Consider the following 18,957-nt stretch of genomic DNA (forward strand, 5'->3'; position numbering starts at 1 on the left):
ATCAATAATCCTCATTTTTATAACAATGTATCAGTTCATAATCATTTAACTGTTATAATGATACGTAAAATAAATAAAGGAGCTAATTTTCTTATGAAAAATATGGACTATTGGATTAATCATCTAAATCTTGCACCCCATCCTGAAGGTGGTTATTTTATTGAAACAGCAAAAAGTGACCAAACAATTGATTTACCACAGGGTACTCGATCTCTTTATACGTCAATTATCTTCCTGCTAACCGCAACTAATCCATCACATTTACATCGTTTAACATCTGATGAAACTTGGTTTTATCATGCTGGTGCCCCATTAACTGTACATTGTATTTTTCCTGATGGGCATTATGAAGCGATTAAAATTGGTCCAAATGTCGATAAAGGTGAACAACTATCTTATACTGTTCCTAAAAACACTATTTTTGGCTCAAGTGTTGATCAAGCGTACAGTGTTGTCAGTTGTGTCGTGTCACCTGGCTTTGATTATCGTGATTTTGAACTGTTTACACAAGCTACCCTAATCAAGCAATATCCAGAACACAAAGTCATCATTCAAAAATTAGCATTTACTGACCTACCAGAAAATTAAAAAAACCGAAACAGTTACTTCTGTTCCGGCTAAAACGTGTCATAAAATGATTTTGTGGCACGTTCTTAGTTTATGATCGACTTAATTATAACTTTGCTTCAATTTGGTCGTACACTTTTTGTACACCAACACCTGTTAATAAAGCAACCCCATTAATAACCTTGTCTTTGATGGCACTAGGCACCATTGTCGTTGAAACAACGATATCATAATCACCATCCTCAATTGCACTAACTTCATCTGCAATCTTTGATTGTAAAAACTTCACTTGATCTGCCTTACCAACTGATTCCAAATAATCTTTGATTTTTCCTGATGCAACAGTTGATGTTGCAATACCAGTTCCACAAACTACCATTAATGACTTTGCCATAATATAAACTCCTCTTTTATCTATTTACTATTTTAAATAGTTAAACTTCTTCTACTTTGTCTGTCTTTTTAAATTTATTTAACCAAATCATCAGACCAAGAACGATAACAAAGACAATTGCCATACCGCCCCATGACATCAATTTACCAAGTCCGACGATTAGCAATGTCGTCCAAGCACCACCATCTGACAAAACAGAAATTGATGTGGCACCATTCATAGCGAAATGTGCCGACTTAGCTGCTGATGTTAGCAGTGGCGCAATCCATGATGCAATATACAAAGACACTGCCAAATCAATGACACCACCGACAACGATTCGGAAGACATTACCACCAAAGACTGCTGCCATAACAGCTAACATAAATGGAATGGTTGCCAAATCACCGAATGGTAGCACACGGTTTCCTGGTAAGATAACCGCAATCAATAGTGATACTGGTACCAAAATCAATGATGCTGAAAGAACAGCTTCTTGACCAACTGCTAGAGCTGAATCCATTCCGATATACAAGTCACGACCTGGGAATTTCTTTTGCACCATCGTGTTAGCTGCTTCTGAAATTGGTGACAAACCTTCCATCAAAATAGCAACCATACGTGGCATCAAAATGAGAACGGCTGATGTTGTAATTCCAAGCTTTAAAATCTTAATTGAATTATATTGTGCCAAAGCACCAATCACAATTCCAATAATCAACCCCATAACGGCTGAATCACCAAAAACACCTAACTTCTTTTGAATCGTTTCAGGTGTCCAATGAATGTTCTTAACACCTGGGATATGATCTAATACCCAGTTGATTGGCAATGCCAATACGAATCCTGGAGCTGATGCACCTTGTGGGAATGAAATACCTTCTAAGCCATAATGTTTTTGAATTGTTGGCGCAGCCAAATCAGCTAAGAAGTAAATCCACATTGCGTGAACAATCATTGTGAACAAACCTAATCCAAAATTGTGAGTTGCTGCGTAAACCAATGAGCCTGAAAAGGCAATATGCCAATAATTCCATAAATCGACATCAAGTGTTTTAGTTAAACCAATTACCAATAGCACAACGTTTAGTGCCACGCCAATTGGAATTGCCAAACTACCCAATGTTGTCCCATATGAAATAGCTGACGCTGCTGGCCAACCAACATCGATAGAATTCAATGATAAGCCAAAGTGTTTAACCATTGCTTGTGCAGCGGGTCCTAAGTTATCGGTTAGCAAACCGATAATTAAGTTCAACCCAGTAAATCCAATTCCAACCATCAATGCGGCTTTAAAAGCTTTACCTGGTTTAATCCGTAAAATTAATCCAAAAACAAATAGTAATAGTGGTAAAAATACGGTTGGACCAGCAGCCAATAACCATTTAATTACACCCATGATATTTCCCCTTTTATTCTATCCCTGCGTTCTTTAATGTTTCAATAACTTCTTCTGTATCTTGTGCTAATAATAATTGCTGAATTTTTTCTTTATCTTGAATTAAAGCGACTAGTGTCTGCAACATACCCAATTGCGCATGCGCTTCCTTTAGCGCCAACATAAATACGAACTTGACTTGAATTTCTTGTCCATCCCCCATCTGTAAGAAAGTAACTGGGTCTCGTAGGCGCAAAACACCTATTTGGTCATAATTGACATGTTCCGCATCCGTATGTGGCATAGCAATACCAATATTTTCCGTGGCCAACCCCGTTGGAAATTCAACTTCACGTTTTAAAATAGCTGGCTTGTATGACGCTTTAACAGCCCCACTAGCAATCAATTGATCAGCTAATTTCCCAAGAGCTGCTTGGTTATCTGATGCACTCTCGTCAAGTAAAATAATTTTATCTGATAGCATTTAAACTCACCTCCTTTATAAATTCTTCTAAAGCCTGTTGTGACTCTATCTGTTTCAATTTGGCTAAATGCTGTGACTGCAAAAGTACACCTAATAAACTAATCAACTGATTGTCGGGCAGTTGACTATCAATAATCAAAACTAAAGCTGATTTTGCTGGACTTTGAATTAATAACAAACCCTGCTTTGTCAAGTTTGGCAATTCAACATGTGGCATGATCATATCTGCCGTAATAGCCGTACTGCCTAACGATTCACGTGCCTGCATCACGCTCAAGGCCTCTTTTTGATCTAAATCAAATTGGTTGGCAACATATTCGGCCATCACAGCCATCGTTGGTAGTGTCGACGTTGATAAAAATTTAAATTTAACCATATAACATTTCCTCAACTTTGCGACGATCACTCTCGTTAAACAACGCACTAACCTGAATAACAGGTGACGCTGGTTGAAAATGAATGGCAACTGTCGAAATAACCAAGTCGACTTGTTCAAATTTTTTGAGATTCAATTCATAATCTCGAGCTGAAATCGTGCCAACAATATCAAAATCAGGAAACGCATGTCGCACTTTAGTCTGCAATAACTGTGCCGTACCAACGCCTGTTGAACACATTAGTAAGACGCGTTTTTTGACATTGGCTTCTTCTAACGCCCTCACAACATAAAGGGTTAAAAAACCAATTTCATCATCTGAGACATCATATTGTGTTTGTGCCAAAACTTGTTGCACTCGACAAAATGTTTCTTGGTAACTAAAACGAATATCATTCAGTAATGGGTTAACAATGAGCATGTCTTCTTTCATCCGGTGAATCATCGGTCGTACATGTCCAATTAACGCATTACGTAAATTTTCGATATTAACATGTGATGGTAAAGATAAACCATGAATTAAATAATCCACCAAGCGTCGTGCTTCATTTTCCTGACTATTATCCAAGGTACGGTCATATCGTAACCCCACCAAATATAACATCAAGTTTTCAATTTCTTGGCTATTAATTTGAACATGTGCATACTCACTGATGTTATTAATAACTTGTCGTGCAACTCGCAATAATAATTCATCATAGTGCTCATGCATCACGACTGGTGTATCTAATTCACCATTATGTTGTCTCACCCTATCTAACAAAATGTAGAGATGTGAAAAAATATTAACAGTGTACGGATCTAAAATTTCTACATCAAGTTCTTTTTCAATCAATGTCATCTGTGCACTAACAAACGTTTGATCTGTTTTTGAAATATTTGGAAAAATTCCTGATAACCCTTCAACAACCTGTTGTGTAACAGTATTCTCCAACAAAAAATAATTTAACGCTTTTCGAACTTGTATTTCAGTTCCCACAACTTTAGCTTCACCAGCAGATCGATCAATACTGATGTGAAACGGACGAAGCATGTCATTTAAAATACTTAAATCACGCTGCAAAGTTGATTCTGAAATGTACATTTTTTCTAATAAACGCCATCGATTCAAACCATGTGGAAACGAATGTAATAAATTAATTGCTAAATCAAGCTGTCGTTGCTCATCTTGTTCGGTCATCGGTGTTGAAAACCGATTTTCTCGCAAACGATATCCCCGTCCCCGTTGTGACTCGACCACGTTGTCGGTTTGATTCAACTTACTGATCATGCGATAGACTGTTTTTTTTGACACATCAAAAGTCTGTGAAATCAATTGTGCGTCAACAAAATCTGTTTGTTGACCCAAAAACATCAATATTTTATTTTCCAAATTATTGGTGCTCATTTTTTCACTTCCTTTCTACAATTTATATTTTATCCTTGAAGTTGTAAGCGTTTTCTTAATTAAATGGCCATTGCAATGGCCATTAATTTTTAAACATCGCATGTTTTAGTGATATCATGATGTCTTATAAAATATTTATTTGAAAAATTAAAAATATTGACACTTTTATTAAAATGCTCTAATATACATAACAACAATTAATAATTCGTCCAAATAAACCGATGAAGTGGAGATCAAGATCATTGTGCACGCAAAGAGAGTTGCCATTGGTGAGAGTGCAATCGAACGCAGATGATTAAATGGACCACTGAGGGTTCCCTCGAAAAATTTTCGAGTACAGGGAGACGTGTTGGCATACGTCAGTTGCCGGAAGGATGTTGGTCCTTCGCTAAGGGTAATTAGGTGCTCACGTTAGCTAATATCGTATTCGTCTATGGCTAACAATGCAACTAATTAAATTAAGGTGGCACCGCGGAAAAATCCGTCCTTAACTATCGACAGTTATGGGCGGATTTTTTTGTGCACTTGGAGGATATTTATGATACGAACACTTGAAATCAAACGATGGTGGTATTACAGACACATTATCAAAATAAAGATTACTCGTCACAATGATCGATCTTCATTCAATGGCTGACTACCTCATGGGTGGTAGTGGTAAAGGCAGTGGTCAACTACTATCTTTAAATGAAGTGCACATATTAAGCGTCCACTTATTCTTGCTGGTAGATTAACACCTGACAATATGCAACCAGCGATTATGGATGTTTCAAATGGTGTCGAAACAAATCGAAAAAAGACCGTAAAAAATTATACAATTCATTCAAAATACACAAAAGGAGTCTTATCATGAAAACTTTACAAGATGAAAAAGAACAATCAACACAACAACCCGGTCGATATGGTAACGGTTTTGGGGGTCAATATATTCCTGAAACCTTGATGTCAGAACTTGAAAAAGTGAGTGAAGCTTTTAAGGAATTACAAACAGATCCCAAGTTTAACGCAGAACTCCAAAACTTATTACGTCATTATGCTAACCGTCCCTCATTATTATATTATGCCAAAAATATGACTGAAGATCTTGGTGGTGCCAAAATTTATCTCAAACGAGAAGATTTAAATCATACAGGTGCTCATAAAATCAATAATGTGATTGGGCAAGCCCTTGTTGCCAAGCATTTAGGTAAAAAAAGACTCATTGCTGAAACTGGCGCTGGGCAACACGGTGTCGCAACCGCAACAATTGCCGCATTGTTGGGGATGTCTTGTGAAATTTTCATGGGTAAAGAAGATACGGAACGACAAAAATTAAATGTATATCGCATGGAACTACTCGGTGCAAAGGTACACCCCGTCACAACAGGATCACAAGTGTTAAAGGATGCCGTCAACGCTACCTTACAAGAGTGGGCTACTCGAAGTGATGATACCTTCTATATCTTAGGGTCAGCTGTTGGTCCTGCACCTTTTCCTGAAATGGTGAAATATTTTCAAAGTGTCATTTCAGAAGAATCAAAACAACAATTACAAGCACAAGAGAACCAATTACCTGACATGATCGTTGCTTGTGTTGGTGGTGGTAGTAACGCTATCGGTAGTTTTGCTAACTATCTTGATGACCCCAGTGTTAAATTAGTTGGCGTAGAAGCTGCTGGTAAAGGAATTGACACCAATAGAAACGCCGCCACAGTCGAACGTGGGTCTGTTGGCATTTTTCACGGTATGAAATCATTATTCATGCAAAACAATGATGGTCAAATCGATCCCGTGTATTCAATTTCAGCTGGTTTAGACTATCCTGGTATCGGTCCAGAACATGCTGCCTTAGCAGCAGCAAACCGTGCTGAATATGTTGGCATTACAGATGATGAAGCCGTTCAAGCGTTTGAATATATTGCCAAGCAAGAAGGTATCATTGCAGCTATTGAAAGTTGTCACGCCATTGCTTACGTGGAAAAGATTGCCCCAACCATGAACAAAAACCAAATTATTATTTGTACCCTTTCTGGTCGTGGTGACAAGGATGTTGCAAGTATTGCTAAGTATAGAGGAGTTGCTATTGATGACTAAATTAACTGAAATCTTTAAAAATCATAAAATAATTATGCCATTTGTCATGGCTGATGATCCGGATTTTGATACAACGGTACAAAATATCATCGCACTTGCCAAAGGTGGTGCTGATATTGTTGAGCTAGGCGTCCCCTTTTCAGATCCAGTTGCTGATGGTCCTATAATCCAAGCTGCTAGTCTGCGTGCTTTCCAAGCAAATGTTCACGTCGAAACGGTATTTAATATTGTCGCTGCTGCCCGACAAAAAACAGATGTACCAATCGTGCTATTGACGTATCTGAACATTCCCTTCAAATACGGTTATGATGCCTTTTTAAGGCGATGTGCTCAACTGCATATTGCCGGTTTAGTTATTCCAGACCTGTCATATGAAAGTCGAAATGAAATCGTTCCTATCGCGACATCGTATGATATTGACATTATTCCACTCATTGCACCAACATCCGGGCACCGAATCGCTAAAATTGCCAAAAACGCAACTGGGTTCATCTATGTCGTTACATCAGTTAATATCACTAGTGAACGAGATGCCTTTTACAAAAGTTTAAAAGAATTAGTGACTACCATTCATCAGTATACTAACGTGCCAACTGCAATTGGTTTTGGTGTTCACACACCAGAACAAGCACGGCTGATGGCTGAAATCACTGATGGGGTGATTATCGATAGTGCCATTGTCAATATTGTCGCCACGGAGAAACAAGACGCCCCCATTGCAATAGAGTCATTTACCCGAAATATTCGCCAAGCAATAGACGATATTCCCCAGTTTCTCACTAAGTAAAAAAGAATTGCCTGACAAAACGAAAAAATGTCAGGCAATTCTTTTTGTTTATTTGCGCCTCAAAGCCAATAAATCATGTGATAATTTTGCTGTTTGACTATAAATTTGCTTATATAATTCATAATATTCACGATATTGTGACACATTTTCTGGTATCGGTTCATAGGTTTTACCAAAACTTGTAAAAGTATCAGCGGCTTCTTGCACACTATCAAACCAACCTAGACCAACAGCCGCCAAAATGGCTGCTCCCATACCTGGTCCCTGCTCATTCTTAAGCGATACCACTTTTGTATTAAATATGTCCGCTTGAATTTGTAACCATAATGCTGATTTTGCACCACCACCAATAGCAACCACTGTATCAAAATCAGCACCAGCTGTTTCATACAAAGCAAATATATCCTTAAAAGAATAAATAATGCCTTCTAAGACTGCTCTCACAAAATCTGCTCGGGTTTGAGTACCATCAATACCGATAAACGACCCACGGATATCACCATCTCCACGCTCACCAACAATATAAGGTGTGAATAATAGCCCATTAGCACCAATCGTTGACGAATTTGCTAACTCAACCATCTCATTAAAACTAATTTCACTCGCAAAATTCTTTTTAAACCAAGATAATGAATAACCTGCTGCAAGCGTAACGCCCATTGAGTAAAATTTACCAGGAATAGCATGATTAAAGAAAGTTAACTTACCGTGATAATCAACATCTGCTGTGTCTTCATATTTCAAAACAACACCTGAAGTACCAATTGATGACATCACCATATTAGGCTTTAGAATAGCCGATCCTACGGCACCAGCAGCATTATCTGCGGCACCACCAATGACTTGCGTATCTGTCATTAAACCAGAGAACTCTGCATATGCCTGTGAAATTGGTCCAACATTATCAATTGATTGAATAATCTCAGGGAACATTGTTGTTGGTAAATCAAACACTTCCTGTACTCGCTTTGACCATGTACCTGCAGCAACATCTAACGCTACTGTCCCAGCAGCATCCGATATTTCCATTTGTAATTTGCCAGTCATACGATAACGCAAATAATCTTTTGGTGTCACAAATTTATCTACCTGCGCAAAAATATCTGGTTCATTTTCCTTTATCCATAATATTGCTGGTAAGGTAAAGCCTTCTTGGGCTTTGTTACGCGTCACAGCAACAAATTCTTCACCCATTTTTTCATGTATCTCACGTGTTTGTTTTGATGTTCGCGTATCATTCCAAAGCATTGCTGGGCGTAACACTTTACGATCCTTATCTAATAAGACCAAGCCATGCATTTGCCCTGAGAATGAGATACCCTTAATTTGTTCCGGTGCTAACTGGTCATTTAAAATCAACCGCACAATGGCAACGGTTGTCCCACTAACCCATTCTTCTGGATTTTGTTCACTATGTCCTGGTGCAGGCTGTGACAATGGATAATCATAAGCCTCTTGTGCAATAATTGTTCCCTGATGATCTACAGCTGATACTTTAACCGCTGAAGTTCCTAGATCAACACCTAAAACCACTTCTTTTGTCATATTTTTTTCCTATCCCTTTTATATAAAAAAGCGCTCCAATCAATATTAGATTGAGGCGTTTTGTTCTTGTATTCTGTTCAAATTTAGTTAAAAGTTGGACCCAAAACAGAATAAATATAGTTATTTAACGTTGCCTTAATTGCCTCAAGGTGCTGTGATTCAACTTTATCAAAGATTTCATCATTCGTCTTATTTAGAATATAGTCTTCAAATGTCTTCAAAGAACCTTTACCATTTTCAAAATCAGCAAAGATACCTTCATCAAATGAGGCATAACGTTCGCGCTTAATATTCTCTAAGAAGCCATCCTCATACATCTTCATTGCAACACGGAACCCTGCTGCATACGTATCCATTCCTGCCATGTGAGCATAGAATAAATCTTCTGGCTTAAATGATGCACGACGTACTTTAGCATCAAAGTTCAAGCCACCTTTTGGTAGACCACCATTCAAAATGAATTCATACATTACCAATGTTGATTCGTAAATATCGTTAGGGAATTCATCAATATCCCAACCGGTTTGCTTGTCACCCATATTTGCATCAAGTGAACCTAATAATCCAGCTTCACGAGCAAAACGTGCCTCATGCTCATATTTATGACCAGCCAAGTAAGCATGGTTACCTTCAATATTTAACTTGAAGTCCTTTTCCAAACCATATGTTTGTAGGAATGAAATCGTTGTTTGTACATCTGTATCATATTGGTGATCCGTTGGCTCCTTAGGCTTTGGTTCTAGCAACAACTGACCAGTATAACCAATTTCCTTAGCATAATCCCGTGCCATCTTAAAGAATGCAGCGATATGATCTAACTCACGCTTTGTGTCGGTATTTAGTAGTGATTCATAACCTTCACGACCACCCCAGAAAACATAAGATTGTGAACCCAAACGCTTGGCAATTTCTAGTGAGTGCTTGATTTGAGCAGCTGAGTAAGCAAAAACATCAGCAAATGGTGTCGTTGCACCACCAGCTAAGAAACGCTTATCTGTGAACAATGACGATGTGTTCCAAAGTAATTTTTTACCAGTTTCCTTCATCTTTTGTTCAATCTTATCAACGACCTTATCCAAATTTGCATTTGTTTCAGCCAATGTATTTCCTTGTGGTGCTAAATCACGATCATGGAATGCAAAGTATTCTAATCCTAGTTTGTCCATAAATTCAAACAAGTAATCAACTTTTGCTAAAGCGTGATCCATGTCTTCCATATCATCTACACCATCCACATCCCATGGACGAACTGCAGTCCCTTCACCAAATGGATCGACAAGACGCTGATCCATGGTATGCCAATAGGCAACTGAGAATTTCAACCAATCCTTCATTGGCTTTGTTTCACCATTAATTGTAAATTCTTCGTCAGGATTGTAATAGTTATATCCCTTGGTTGATAAAAAATCTACACCCTTCTTACCACCAACATATTCAACTTTTGGAAAATCGTATAATTCAGTCATTTTTGTTCCCCTAAATATAAATTCTAACCCTATTAGGTTAGTCTGTTTTTTGTACCAACCAACTTACAAAGACTATTGTAAACGTTATCAATTAATATGACAAGTTTTTTGCGCTATAAATTTTTGTTCATTATTATCTTTTCACTGACTTAATTGAGAAAATTAGCACACCTCCAATAACCGCAAAAACAAATGACAAAATGAATATTGCTGAATAGCCAAATGTTGAAATCACAATGGCCGCAATAACTGGTGCTAAGGCCTGTGTAATCGTATTACCTAAGTTATACACTCCCAAGAAAAATGCCACTCGATTTGGATCAGGAATAACTTCCAAGTTTAGTAAATTATCAAGTGAATTCCAAATTCCCATACCAATTCCTGCCATAAAAGCATAAATCACAATCCCAATATCATTATGCAAAAGGAACATTGATAATGCGCCCAATGCTAAAAAGATCGTTGATGAACCAATTGGCCATTTTAATACTTTGAATTTATCCGCAAATGGTCCAGCAACAAAGCCCATTAAAATACCAAATATTAACATGATCGTATTAATTAATTGAATTGATGTTTGTGTACTGCCAGTGCTTTTACCGATATAATCAGTCAAGATATATAATAAATAACCAGTAATGGCAAAATTACTAACACCTTGGAATAGTTTGCCCATTAATGCTAAATAATAATCCCGACCAATTTTCCAACCCGGAAAAATAGATAATATCTCATGAAGTGTTTTCTTTTCTGTCTGCTTTTTTTCTGGTGAATTCTCAGACGTTATCTCAACACCAATATTTGATGGTTCATGAACTATCAAAACAGCGAGCAACGTTCCAATAAATGTTACTATTCCAAAAATGATAAATCCCAGTCGAAATTGACCTAATAACATTGCACCAAAAATATTAAAGCCATTGTTACCTAATGCCATTCCTAAGCCACCATAAACTGAAGATGCCGTTCCTTTTCCGTCTTCAGGTGCCATATCTAACCACGCAACCATTGGTGCAACAATAAAGTTTAACGCAACCTGACCAAACATCCATGTTCCCAATAATACCCAAATATTGGGCGCCATTGCTGATGCAATCATCGCTAACATAAAAGTAAACGCCCCACCAACTATCCAAGGTGTTCTTTGTCCATACTTTGAAACAGTTTTATCAGACAACATGCCTGCAAGCATATTCGCCAATGCTGCAACTATCATCGCTGCAGTTGAAAATAGCGCCATTAATTGCACTTTGTGTGGTCCATCTAGATGTTGAATCATTGCTGGCAAAAACAAACTAGAAGCAACAATATAGGGACCTAACCAAGCTGCTGGTCCAATCACTAATCCCGGTACTAATCGTTTTAAAGGTATTTCTTGTATTTTCATTTTTACTTCCCCCAACAAAGTTAATGATTTTTAACATAATAATAATTAAAATCAGCAAACGCATCATGTTGATGTGAATCTACGACACCAATAAAGTTAAATAATCCTGTAAACCCACCAATTTCACCCGGTTCACCATTAACCCCTTCGTCGGACAAATAACTCACATCCACATTTTCAATTAATTTGACCCATTCATTGGTATCTTTAAATTGGTAGTAAACAGTTGCTTTGCCAAATTTATAGCTAATCTTTAATTGGACGCTATTTTCATTCATTGGCACTTTATGATGAATAAATTCGATGCGTTCACCTAATTTTGCTTGTAAAATGCTTAATGTCGTTGTTTTTAAAGATTCTGAATAGTACATACGAACGAAAAACCAATTATTTGAATCATAATACAAGCCCAATCCGGCATTTTCAGAATAATGATCAGGATTAAATGATAGCTCCGTTGCCACTTCAAAGTTTAATGAAGTTGCTCTAGTTGCTACAAGATTTGGCGACATTTGTGAAAATAACGAATTACCGCCGTAAATACGTAAATGGTTTGGTCGTTCCGTTTGATTGACCCAATCCTTATTTGGTAAATGATAGGGTGTCATAAAGTGATTATCCAATTGGTTACTAGCAAAATCAGTGTTAAAGTCCTGATTTTGTTGCGTTTTAACCAAAGTGTTTGACAATCCTTCAAATGTCATCTTTGCTAAATTACTGCCATCAGACATTTCCAACCAACCATCATCTGTCCAAATCATTTTCTGCAAACTAGTCTCGCGTCCTAATGGATTTAATTTTGTATTAGGTAATGGTCGTGACATCAAGTGAGCTACATACCATTCACCTGTTTGGGTTTCAACTAAAGAGCCATGTCCTGCTTTTTGCATTAATGAATTAGGATTATACATATCAAATTGACCAGCATCAGGATCACCTAATGAAAATAGGTGTTGTGGTGACGATGTGATAATAGGTTCACCTGATGGGTGCGGTTCATACGGTCCAAATATGTCTTTTGATCGTCCAATTTCAACACCATGTGCATAACCAGTACCACCAGCTGCAATTAGCAAGTAATAATACCCACCATGCTTATACAATTGTGGTGCTTCAGCTGCACCTCTAGTTGTAAATCCATGGGTCACCCGATGCCATTCTCCAATAATACCGCCATTTTCCAAATCAACTTCAGCGATAACAATGTGTCCCGGTGCTTGGTAACCGACGCGAGATTCCCATTCTAAAATTGACAAATAATGTTTACCATTTTCATCATGAAAAATTGCTGGATCAAAACCAATAGAGGTCATATAAATTGGCTTTGACCAAGGTCCTCGAATATCTGTTGCCCACATTGCATATGAATCAGCATTAAATTCACGACCAGCCATATTTAACATATGTGAAAATGCTAACCAATATCGACCTGTTTTTTCATCATAAGATAAATTAGGTGCCCAAATACCCGCCGGTGTATTTGTGCCTTGCAAGTTAATTTCGTCATGTTTTAACACTTGCTCAATTAATGACCAATTAGCCAAATCAGTGGAATGAAATATTTGAATAGCTGGCATCCAATGAAATGTTGATGTCGCAATATAGTAATCATTTTCAACACGAATAATTGATGGATCTGGTGCCATTCCTGGTATAATTGGATTTGTTACTACTGTCATTATATTTTCCCTCGTCTTTTTATTGTTTGCTTTTCCAACAAAGAGACTATACAATGTAAGCGAATACATTAGCAACAATATTCAAAACACTTTAAATTATCGTCACTTTTTACGTTAAAATTGTAACCTTTTTAATATGGAGACAAAGCTATGACTATTTCTGCACATCATGAAAATGTTTCACCAAATCCAGATGTTGGCGTTAGATTTTACTATTCTGTTATGTCTGAACCAGACTTCGTCCCCCTACATTGGCATCGAAGTTTAGAAATTATCTACGTCATCCATGGTGAATTACTATTTTCATTTAATGGCTATCAATCAATCATCACTGATGGTCAATTTTTAGCAATTCCTTCAGGAATAATTCATTCAGTCCAAAATAAACCTAACGAATCATATGTCTTACAGATTCCCATTGATTTCATTGAACAATATTTGCCGAATGCTGAGCAAACCATTTTTAAGTTAGACAAGCATTCTTCTGAATATGACACAATTACAAATATTTTCCTTAAACTTGGCCAGATATATGCTAATAAAAATCCTGGCTATCAATTACTATTTCAAGCTAATATTTTAATTTTGGTATATTCTCTATTTATCAAATTTGGTATTACCGAAGAGGTTGATAATACTAATATGGATAATCTTAAAGAAGTTTTACGCTATTTAAATCAGCATTATTCTGAAAAAATTAGTATTGCAGAAGTTGCTCGCATATTTTCTTATAATCCAAATTACATCAGCCGGTTATTCAAACAACAAATTGGTGTCACTCCTGTCCAGTATCTTTATCAAATAAGAATAAATGCTTTTTATCATGACGTTATCGAAACTAATTTACCTATTCATGAATTACTATTAAAAAATGGTTTAACTAATAAGAGATTAGCTCTTAAGTATTTCAAAGAGTCCTATCAAACGACACCTTTACAGGCTAGAAAGCAAAAAATGAATAAAAAAACTAAATGAGGTGTTTACCGAAAGTAAAAGTTTAACTTTCAGGGAACACCTCATTTAGTCATGCTAATTAGTTCTGTTTTTTATTTTAAAGTTGAAGAAAATATCAAATTATAATCATCTAATCCCAATACATGGTGCGTGATCAATGAACAACCACCCAAAAGGGTTGCATAATTAGAATGTTCTGTCATATAGAGTTCTGGAACCATCTCTAATTTTTTAGTGGTGGTCTGAATTGCAATAAAAATTTCTGGTATGTCTTCCATCAATCTAGAATTAATGAATATTTTTTCTGGAGAAAAGGAAACGGCTGCATTAAAAATAACACGTGAAATAGCATCAATAAAAGTATCCACAATTTCTTGTGTTTCTATATCTTGATCCTGAAGTAATTTTTCGAGACCGTCCCTAGTCAATCCCTTAATATTCTTTTGATTTTGAACTTTTTCAATAATGGCATCTTCAGAACAAAAATTTTCTACTTTATCAAAACTATACTGTTTATCATTAAACATTAACGATCGACCAATCTCACCAGCAGATCCTCTAAATCCATGATATAAACTGCGATTTAAAATAATGCCTGCCCCAATTCCCTTATGGATACTAACACTCAAAATATTTTTTTCATTTTGTGCCGCATTAAAGTCTCTTTCATAAACCGCAGATAAATTAGCTTCATTTTCTAAAATAACTGGTACACGATATTTGTCTTGGAATCGTTCAACCAGATTAACATCCTGAAAATCTAAAAAGGGAGATTTTAAAATTTGATTGTCATAAACAATACCGTGGATAGAAAATGCAATACCTAATAAGCCATTATCGGATTCAATTTCGTCTGCAATCGCATCAATTTGATTATCAATAATAGCCAATATGTTGTAGATATTACGATCACTAATTTCAATACGCTGATATGACACACTTTTACCATTTAATAAATTAGCCATAATGTGTAAATGACGATATCCCATATCAACACTAATCGTATAGCCATATTGACCATTTAACACAACTAAAGTGGGTTTTCTACCACCAAGTTTCGATGCTTCACCACTACCAATTTCTTTTAAATAGCCAACATCATCTACTTCATTGTATAAGGCCGTTATTGAAGATTTATTCATGCCTAAATTTCTTGCAATCTCAATTCGAGAAATGGGCCCATTATTGATGACTTGTTGTAAAACTAATTTCAAATTTCCTTGGTGAAAAGACTCTTTCTTTGTACCTTCATTCATTGTTTTTCTCTCTTTTTAATTCGTCAACTTAAATTGATTATACATTTTACTTCCTGTGGAATGCAAAAAAATATCAACATGATATTTTCTAGCACAAGAGTAAAATTTTACACTTTCATTTTATCCTTTCTTCCAAAAAAAAAGCCAATAAAAATACTTACACAAAATATAATTACCTAAAAAAGCCCGTAAACCTGATATAAATAACATCAAATTTACGAACTATTTTCACAAAATCAATTAAACAATCGTACTATTTGCAATTGAGCCAAACTATCACTATCAATCACTGTTGTAGTAGTCTTAATAGCACTTTAAATTAAAATATTATTTAACTTTTTTAATCATTAAGATCAAAATACCACCAATTAAACACATTAACCCGGCAACTGGAAAAATGCCACGATAGCCTAATAATCCAATAATAACAGAAGCAACCACTGGTCCTATGATTTGACCTAAGGAATTAGCCAAATTCACTATTCCAAGATCTTTAGCTGCGTTATTTTGACTGGGAAGAACTGTTACATTTAAAGCCTGATCAACTGACTGATACATTCCCATAGCAGCACCACCAAATAAGGCGTATGCAAACATAGTCCATGGAGCAGGATCAACCATTGGGAAGACAACACCAATTCCCAAAACAAACGTTGACAAAGCCACTAATAACTTTAAACTATGGAATTTATCAGCAAGTGGTCCGCCAACAATGGCAAAAGATACCCCCATAATCAACAATATTGTCGACATAATTGATAAGTTTGATGCAGCACTATCAGATGATAATCGCATATAATCTGTAAATATATATAATTGATATCCCACAATTACATAATGAGCTGACACAAATAATAATTTACCCACTACAGCCAAATAAAAATCACGTATTTCGCCATGAATTGGAAACATAAAGGCTTCTACAAGTTGCTTAGCATTTAACTTATCTCGTTTATCACCCTTATTACTTCCATCGCCAATCAACAATAATCCTACTAGTACAAATATTATTTGAAACACCATCAATAAATAAATTCCACTATTAATATGGTCAATAAATCTAGATGCAATAATTGTTGACAGAGAATTTCCAATATTCATTCCTACTCCATAAAATGATGATATTGTCCCTCTATACTCTTTGGGTGCTTTATCAGCAATAAATGCAACTAATGGTGCTACCATCATATTCAATGCAATTTGATAAAATACCCAAATAATAATAATACTTCTGATACTTGTAACCTTAGTTAAAATAAAGAAACATATTAGAGTAGCCACACATCCGAAAATAATCCAAGGATTTCTTTTCCCAATTCTGCTTACAGTTCTATCCGATAAAGCTCCTTCAATGATATTTGAAATTGTTGCCACTATCATTGCGATTGTAGCAAGTAATGCTACTATTTGCACCTTGTTAGTGGGATCTAAAACTTGTAGTTTTGCTGGTAGTAATGTTGAATTAACCCCAATGTATGGCACTAACCACCCCAATAAGCCAAACAATATTCCAAAACCTAATCTGAAAGGAAACTTTCCTTTTCTTTTTTGTGTTTCATTAATATTTTCCATTTTTAAAATTCCCCAAAATTTTATAGTTCATCCTCAACCTTAAAAAAGTCAAAGTCTGCAAAAGAATCATGCCTGTATGAATCCCATGCTCCAATACCAATCATTAATCCTGTAAATCCTTTTATTTGTTCGTCAGACATATACGAAATATCAACATTTTCTAACAATACTTGCCAATTAGAATTATCCTTTTCCTTATAACTAAATTGTGCCTTACCAAAGCTAACTACAATTTTTAATTCCACAACACCTCTAGGAATTGACCTTTTTTCTAAAATTATTTCTTCCTTTGAGGCTTTCTCTGCTTTTAAGATATCCAATACTGGTATTCTTTTATGTTCATCGAAGGTTAGTCTTAAGAAAATCCAATTTTTATTATCATAATAAAGTACCATTCCAGCAGATTGTGAAAAATGTTCCGGATGAAATTCTAACTTAGTAGTTGTTATAAAATTAAATGCATCTGCACGGCAAGCCAATAACGATGTTTCAAAGCGAGAGTAAAATGATTGTTTACCATAAATCCTAGCCCATCCTGGATGCTCAGTCGTATTAACCCAATTATTTTTTATTTGTGAATAAGGCGATAGTAAATGAATATCTAATTTAGCATTATCAAAATGATCCATCATGCCATGATCACTGGTATCTTCTTTATATGAAACGCCTGTAATGCCTGGTGTGGTCTTTTTAGCTAAGTTTGAACCATCTATCATTCTTAACCACCCATCCTTAGTCCACTCAACTTTTTGAATGGATGTTTCTCTACCTAAAATTGACTTAATTGTCCCTGGCAACGGCCTTGCAGATAAATGTGCAATAAACCACTCCCCATTTTCTGTTTCAACTAATGACCCATGACCTGCTTTTTGAATTTCAGCATTTGGGTTATATAAATCAAATCTTGATGCATCAGGATCGTTTTTACGATAATAGTAATATGGTGTTGACGTTATGATTGGGTTATCTGGATCACTTTCATATGGACCAGTTATTGTTTTAGAACGCTGTATAACAACACTATGTCCATATCCAGTACCTCCTTCAGCTGTCATTAAATAATAATAACCATCCTTTTTATAGATATGTGGTGCTTCTACACAACCTCGATCAGTACCTCCATTTGTCAATTCAAAAGTAGGACCAAAAACTCTCTCTTTCTGGGTATCAAATTCTTCTAAAACTATGGTTCCTGGATCTTCGTAATGATCTCTAGTTTCCCATCTCAAAGTGACCAACCAATGTCTACCATCGTCATCATGAAACAATGAAGGGTCAAAGCCAACTGAATTTAAGTAGATTGGTTTGGACCAGTTTCCTAATATAGAGTTAGACCAAACTGCATAGTTATCAGTATCATAGTAACGACCTACCATGCTATTCATTTTAGATATCACAATCCAATATTTATTTTCGTTTTCATCATAAGATAGATGTGGTGCCCAAATTCCCGCAGGAGTATCAACGCCACGTAAGTCAATGCCCTCATTTTCTTCAAAAACTCTAGAAACTAAATTCCAATTAGCTAAATCAGTGGAATGAAACAACAAAACGCCTGGATTCCAATGAAAAGTAGAAGTCGCAATATAATAATCACTGCCAACTCTTAAAATGGAAGGATCTGGTGTAAAACCAGGAATAATTGGGTTAGTAATTATATTTGAATCTTTCAT

General features: G+C 36.0%; 16 protein-coding genes and 1 pseudogene. 5 read left to right on the top strand and 12 right to left on the bottom strand.

The window, feature by feature from the left end:
• Window positions 1-93 precede the first annotated feature (93 nt).
• Window positions 94-588, top strand: a complete 495-nt coding sequence (locus ACSKY2_RS05055; RefSeq protein WP_489876999.1) for a cupin domain-containing protein — start codon at window positions 94-96, stop codon at window positions 586-588.
• Between the two features lie 85 nt (window positions 589-673).
• On the opposite strand, the gene ACSKY2_RS05060 is transcribed toward ACSKY2_RS05055, so the two are convergent.
• The 5 genes from ACSKY2_RS05060 to ACSKY2_RS05080 are packed head-to-tail and all read right to left on the bottom strand — an operon-like array spanning window position 674 to window position 4,565.
• Window positions 674-961, bottom strand: coding sequence for a PTS sugar transporter subunit IIB (locus tag ACSKY2_RS05060; RefSeq protein ID WP_489840822.1), 288 nt, complete (start codon window positions 959-961; stop codon window positions 674-676).
• 40 nt (window positions 962-1,001) lie between these two features.
• The gene (locus ACSKY2_RS05065) at window positions 1,002-2,339 is read right to left on the bottom strand and encodes a PTS galactitol transporter subunit IIC (RefSeq protein ID WP_489877000.1); all 1,338 of its coding nucleotides are present in this window, start codon (window positions 2,337-2,339) and stop codon (window positions 1,002-1,004) included.
• Between the two features lie 13 nt (window positions 2,340-2,352).
• Window positions 2,353-2,802, bottom strand: a complete 450-nt coding sequence (locus tag ACSKY2_RS05070; RefSeq protein ID WP_489877001.1) for a PTS sugar transporter subunit IIA — start codon at window positions 2,800-2,802, stop codon at window positions 2,353-2,355.
• Window positions 2,789-3,178, bottom strand: a complete 390-nt coding sequence (locus ACSKY2_RS05075) for a hypothetical protein (RefSeq protein ID WP_489877002.1) — start codon at window positions 3,176-3,178, stop codon at window positions 2,789-2,791. The genes ACSKY2_RS05070 and ACSKY2_RS05075 overlap by 14 nt, the downstream gene beginning before the upstream one ends.
• Window positions 3,171-4,565 (bottom strand): BglG family transcription antiterminator, encoded by a 1,395-nt coding sequence (locus ACSKY2_RS05080; RefSeq protein ID WP_489840818.1) that lies wholly within the window; start codon window positions 4,563-4,565, stop codon window positions 3,171-3,173. The genes ACSKY2_RS05075 and ACSKY2_RS05080 overlap by 8 nt, the downstream gene beginning before the upstream one ends.
• A 614-nt stretch (window positions 4,566-5,179) precedes the next feature.
• Here ACSKY2_RS05080 and trpF point away from each other — a divergent pair.
• The 3 genes and pseudogenes from trpF to trpA all read left to right on the top strand — a co-directional run.
• Window positions 5,180-5,434 (top strand): annotated as a pseudogene (gene trpF / locus ACSKY2_RS05085) (phosphoribosylanthranilate isomerase); the annotation flags it as partial.
• On the top strand, window positions 5,415-6,638 hold the full coding sequence (gene trpB, locus ACSKY2_RS05090; protein ID WP_489840817.1) for a tryptophan synthase subunit beta: 1,224 nt from the start codon (window positions 5,415-5,417) through the stop codon (window positions 6,636-6,638). The pseudogene trpF and the gene trpB, both read left to right, overlap by 20 nt.
• Window positions 6,631-7,425, top strand: a complete 795-nt coding sequence (gene trpA / locus ACSKY2_RS05095) for a tryptophan synthase subunit alpha (protein ID WP_489877003.1) — start codon at window positions 6,631-6,633, stop codon at window positions 7,423-7,425. The genes trpB and trpA overlap by 8 nt, the downstream gene beginning before the upstream one ends.
• A 48-nt stretch (window positions 7,426-7,473) precedes the next feature.
• On the opposite strand, the gene xylB is transcribed toward trpA, so the two are convergent.
• From xylB to ACSKY2_RS05115, 4 genes are all read right to left on the bottom strand, one after another.
• Entirely contained in the window at window positions 7,474-8,970 is a 1,497-nt protein-coding gene (xylB, locus tag ACSKY2_RS05100; protein ID WP_489877004.1) for a xylulokinase, read from the bottom strand.
• A gap of 83 nt (window positions 8,971-9,053) precedes the next feature.
• Window positions 9,054-10,436 (bottom strand): xylose isomerase, encoded by a 1,383-nt coding sequence (xylA, locus tag ACSKY2_RS05105; protein WP_489840814.1) that lies wholly within the window; start codon window positions 10,434-10,436, stop codon window positions 9,054-9,056.
• A gap of 133 nt (window positions 10,437-10,569) precedes the next feature.
• Entirely contained in the window at window positions 10,570-11,823 is a 1,254-nt protein-coding gene (locus tag ACSKY2_RS05110; RefSeq protein WP_489877005.1) for an MFS transporter, read from the bottom strand.
• 20 nt (window positions 11,824-11,843) lie between these two features.
• Window positions 11,844-13,502, bottom strand: a complete 1,659-nt coding sequence (locus ACSKY2_RS05115; RefSeq protein ID WP_489877006.1) for a glycoside hydrolase family 43 protein — start codon at window positions 13,500-13,502, stop codon at window positions 11,844-11,846.
• Between the two features lie 150 nt (window positions 13,503-13,652).
• Between ACSKY2_RS05115 and ACSKY2_RS05120 the strand changes: the two genes are divergently transcribed.
• Window positions 13,653-14,477 (top strand): helix-turn-helix domain-containing protein, encoded by an 825-nt coding sequence (locus tag ACSKY2_RS05120; RefSeq protein ID WP_489877007.1) that lies wholly within the window; start codon window positions 13,653-13,655, stop codon window positions 14,475-14,477.
• Between the two features lie 71 nt (window positions 14,478-14,548).
• On the opposite strand, the gene ACSKY2_RS05125 is transcribed toward ACSKY2_RS05120, so the two are convergent.
• The 3 genes from ACSKY2_RS05125 to ACSKY2_RS05135 all read right to left on the bottom strand — a co-directional run bounded on the left by ACSKY2_RS05125 (window position 14,549) and on the right by ACSKY2_RS05135 (window position 18,957).
• Window positions 14,549-15,712, bottom strand: coding sequence for an ROK family protein (locus ACSKY2_RS05125; protein WP_489877008.1), 1,164 nt, complete (start codon window positions 15,710-15,712; stop codon window positions 14,549-14,551).
• A gap of 327 nt (window positions 15,713-16,039) precedes the next feature.
• Window positions 16,040-17,284, bottom strand: a complete 1,245-nt coding sequence (locus tag ACSKY2_RS05130; protein WP_489877009.1) for an MFS transporter — start codon at window positions 17,282-17,284, stop codon at window positions 16,040-16,042.
• A gap of 20 nt (window positions 17,285-17,304) precedes the next feature.
• Window positions 17,305-18,957, bottom strand: a complete 1,653-nt coding sequence (locus ACSKY2_RS05135; RefSeq protein ID WP_489877010.1) for a glycoside hydrolase family 43 protein — start codon at window positions 18,955-18,957, stop codon at window positions 17,305-17,307.

The sequence above is a fragment of the Weissella sp. ESL1156 genome (assembly GCF_058505625.1).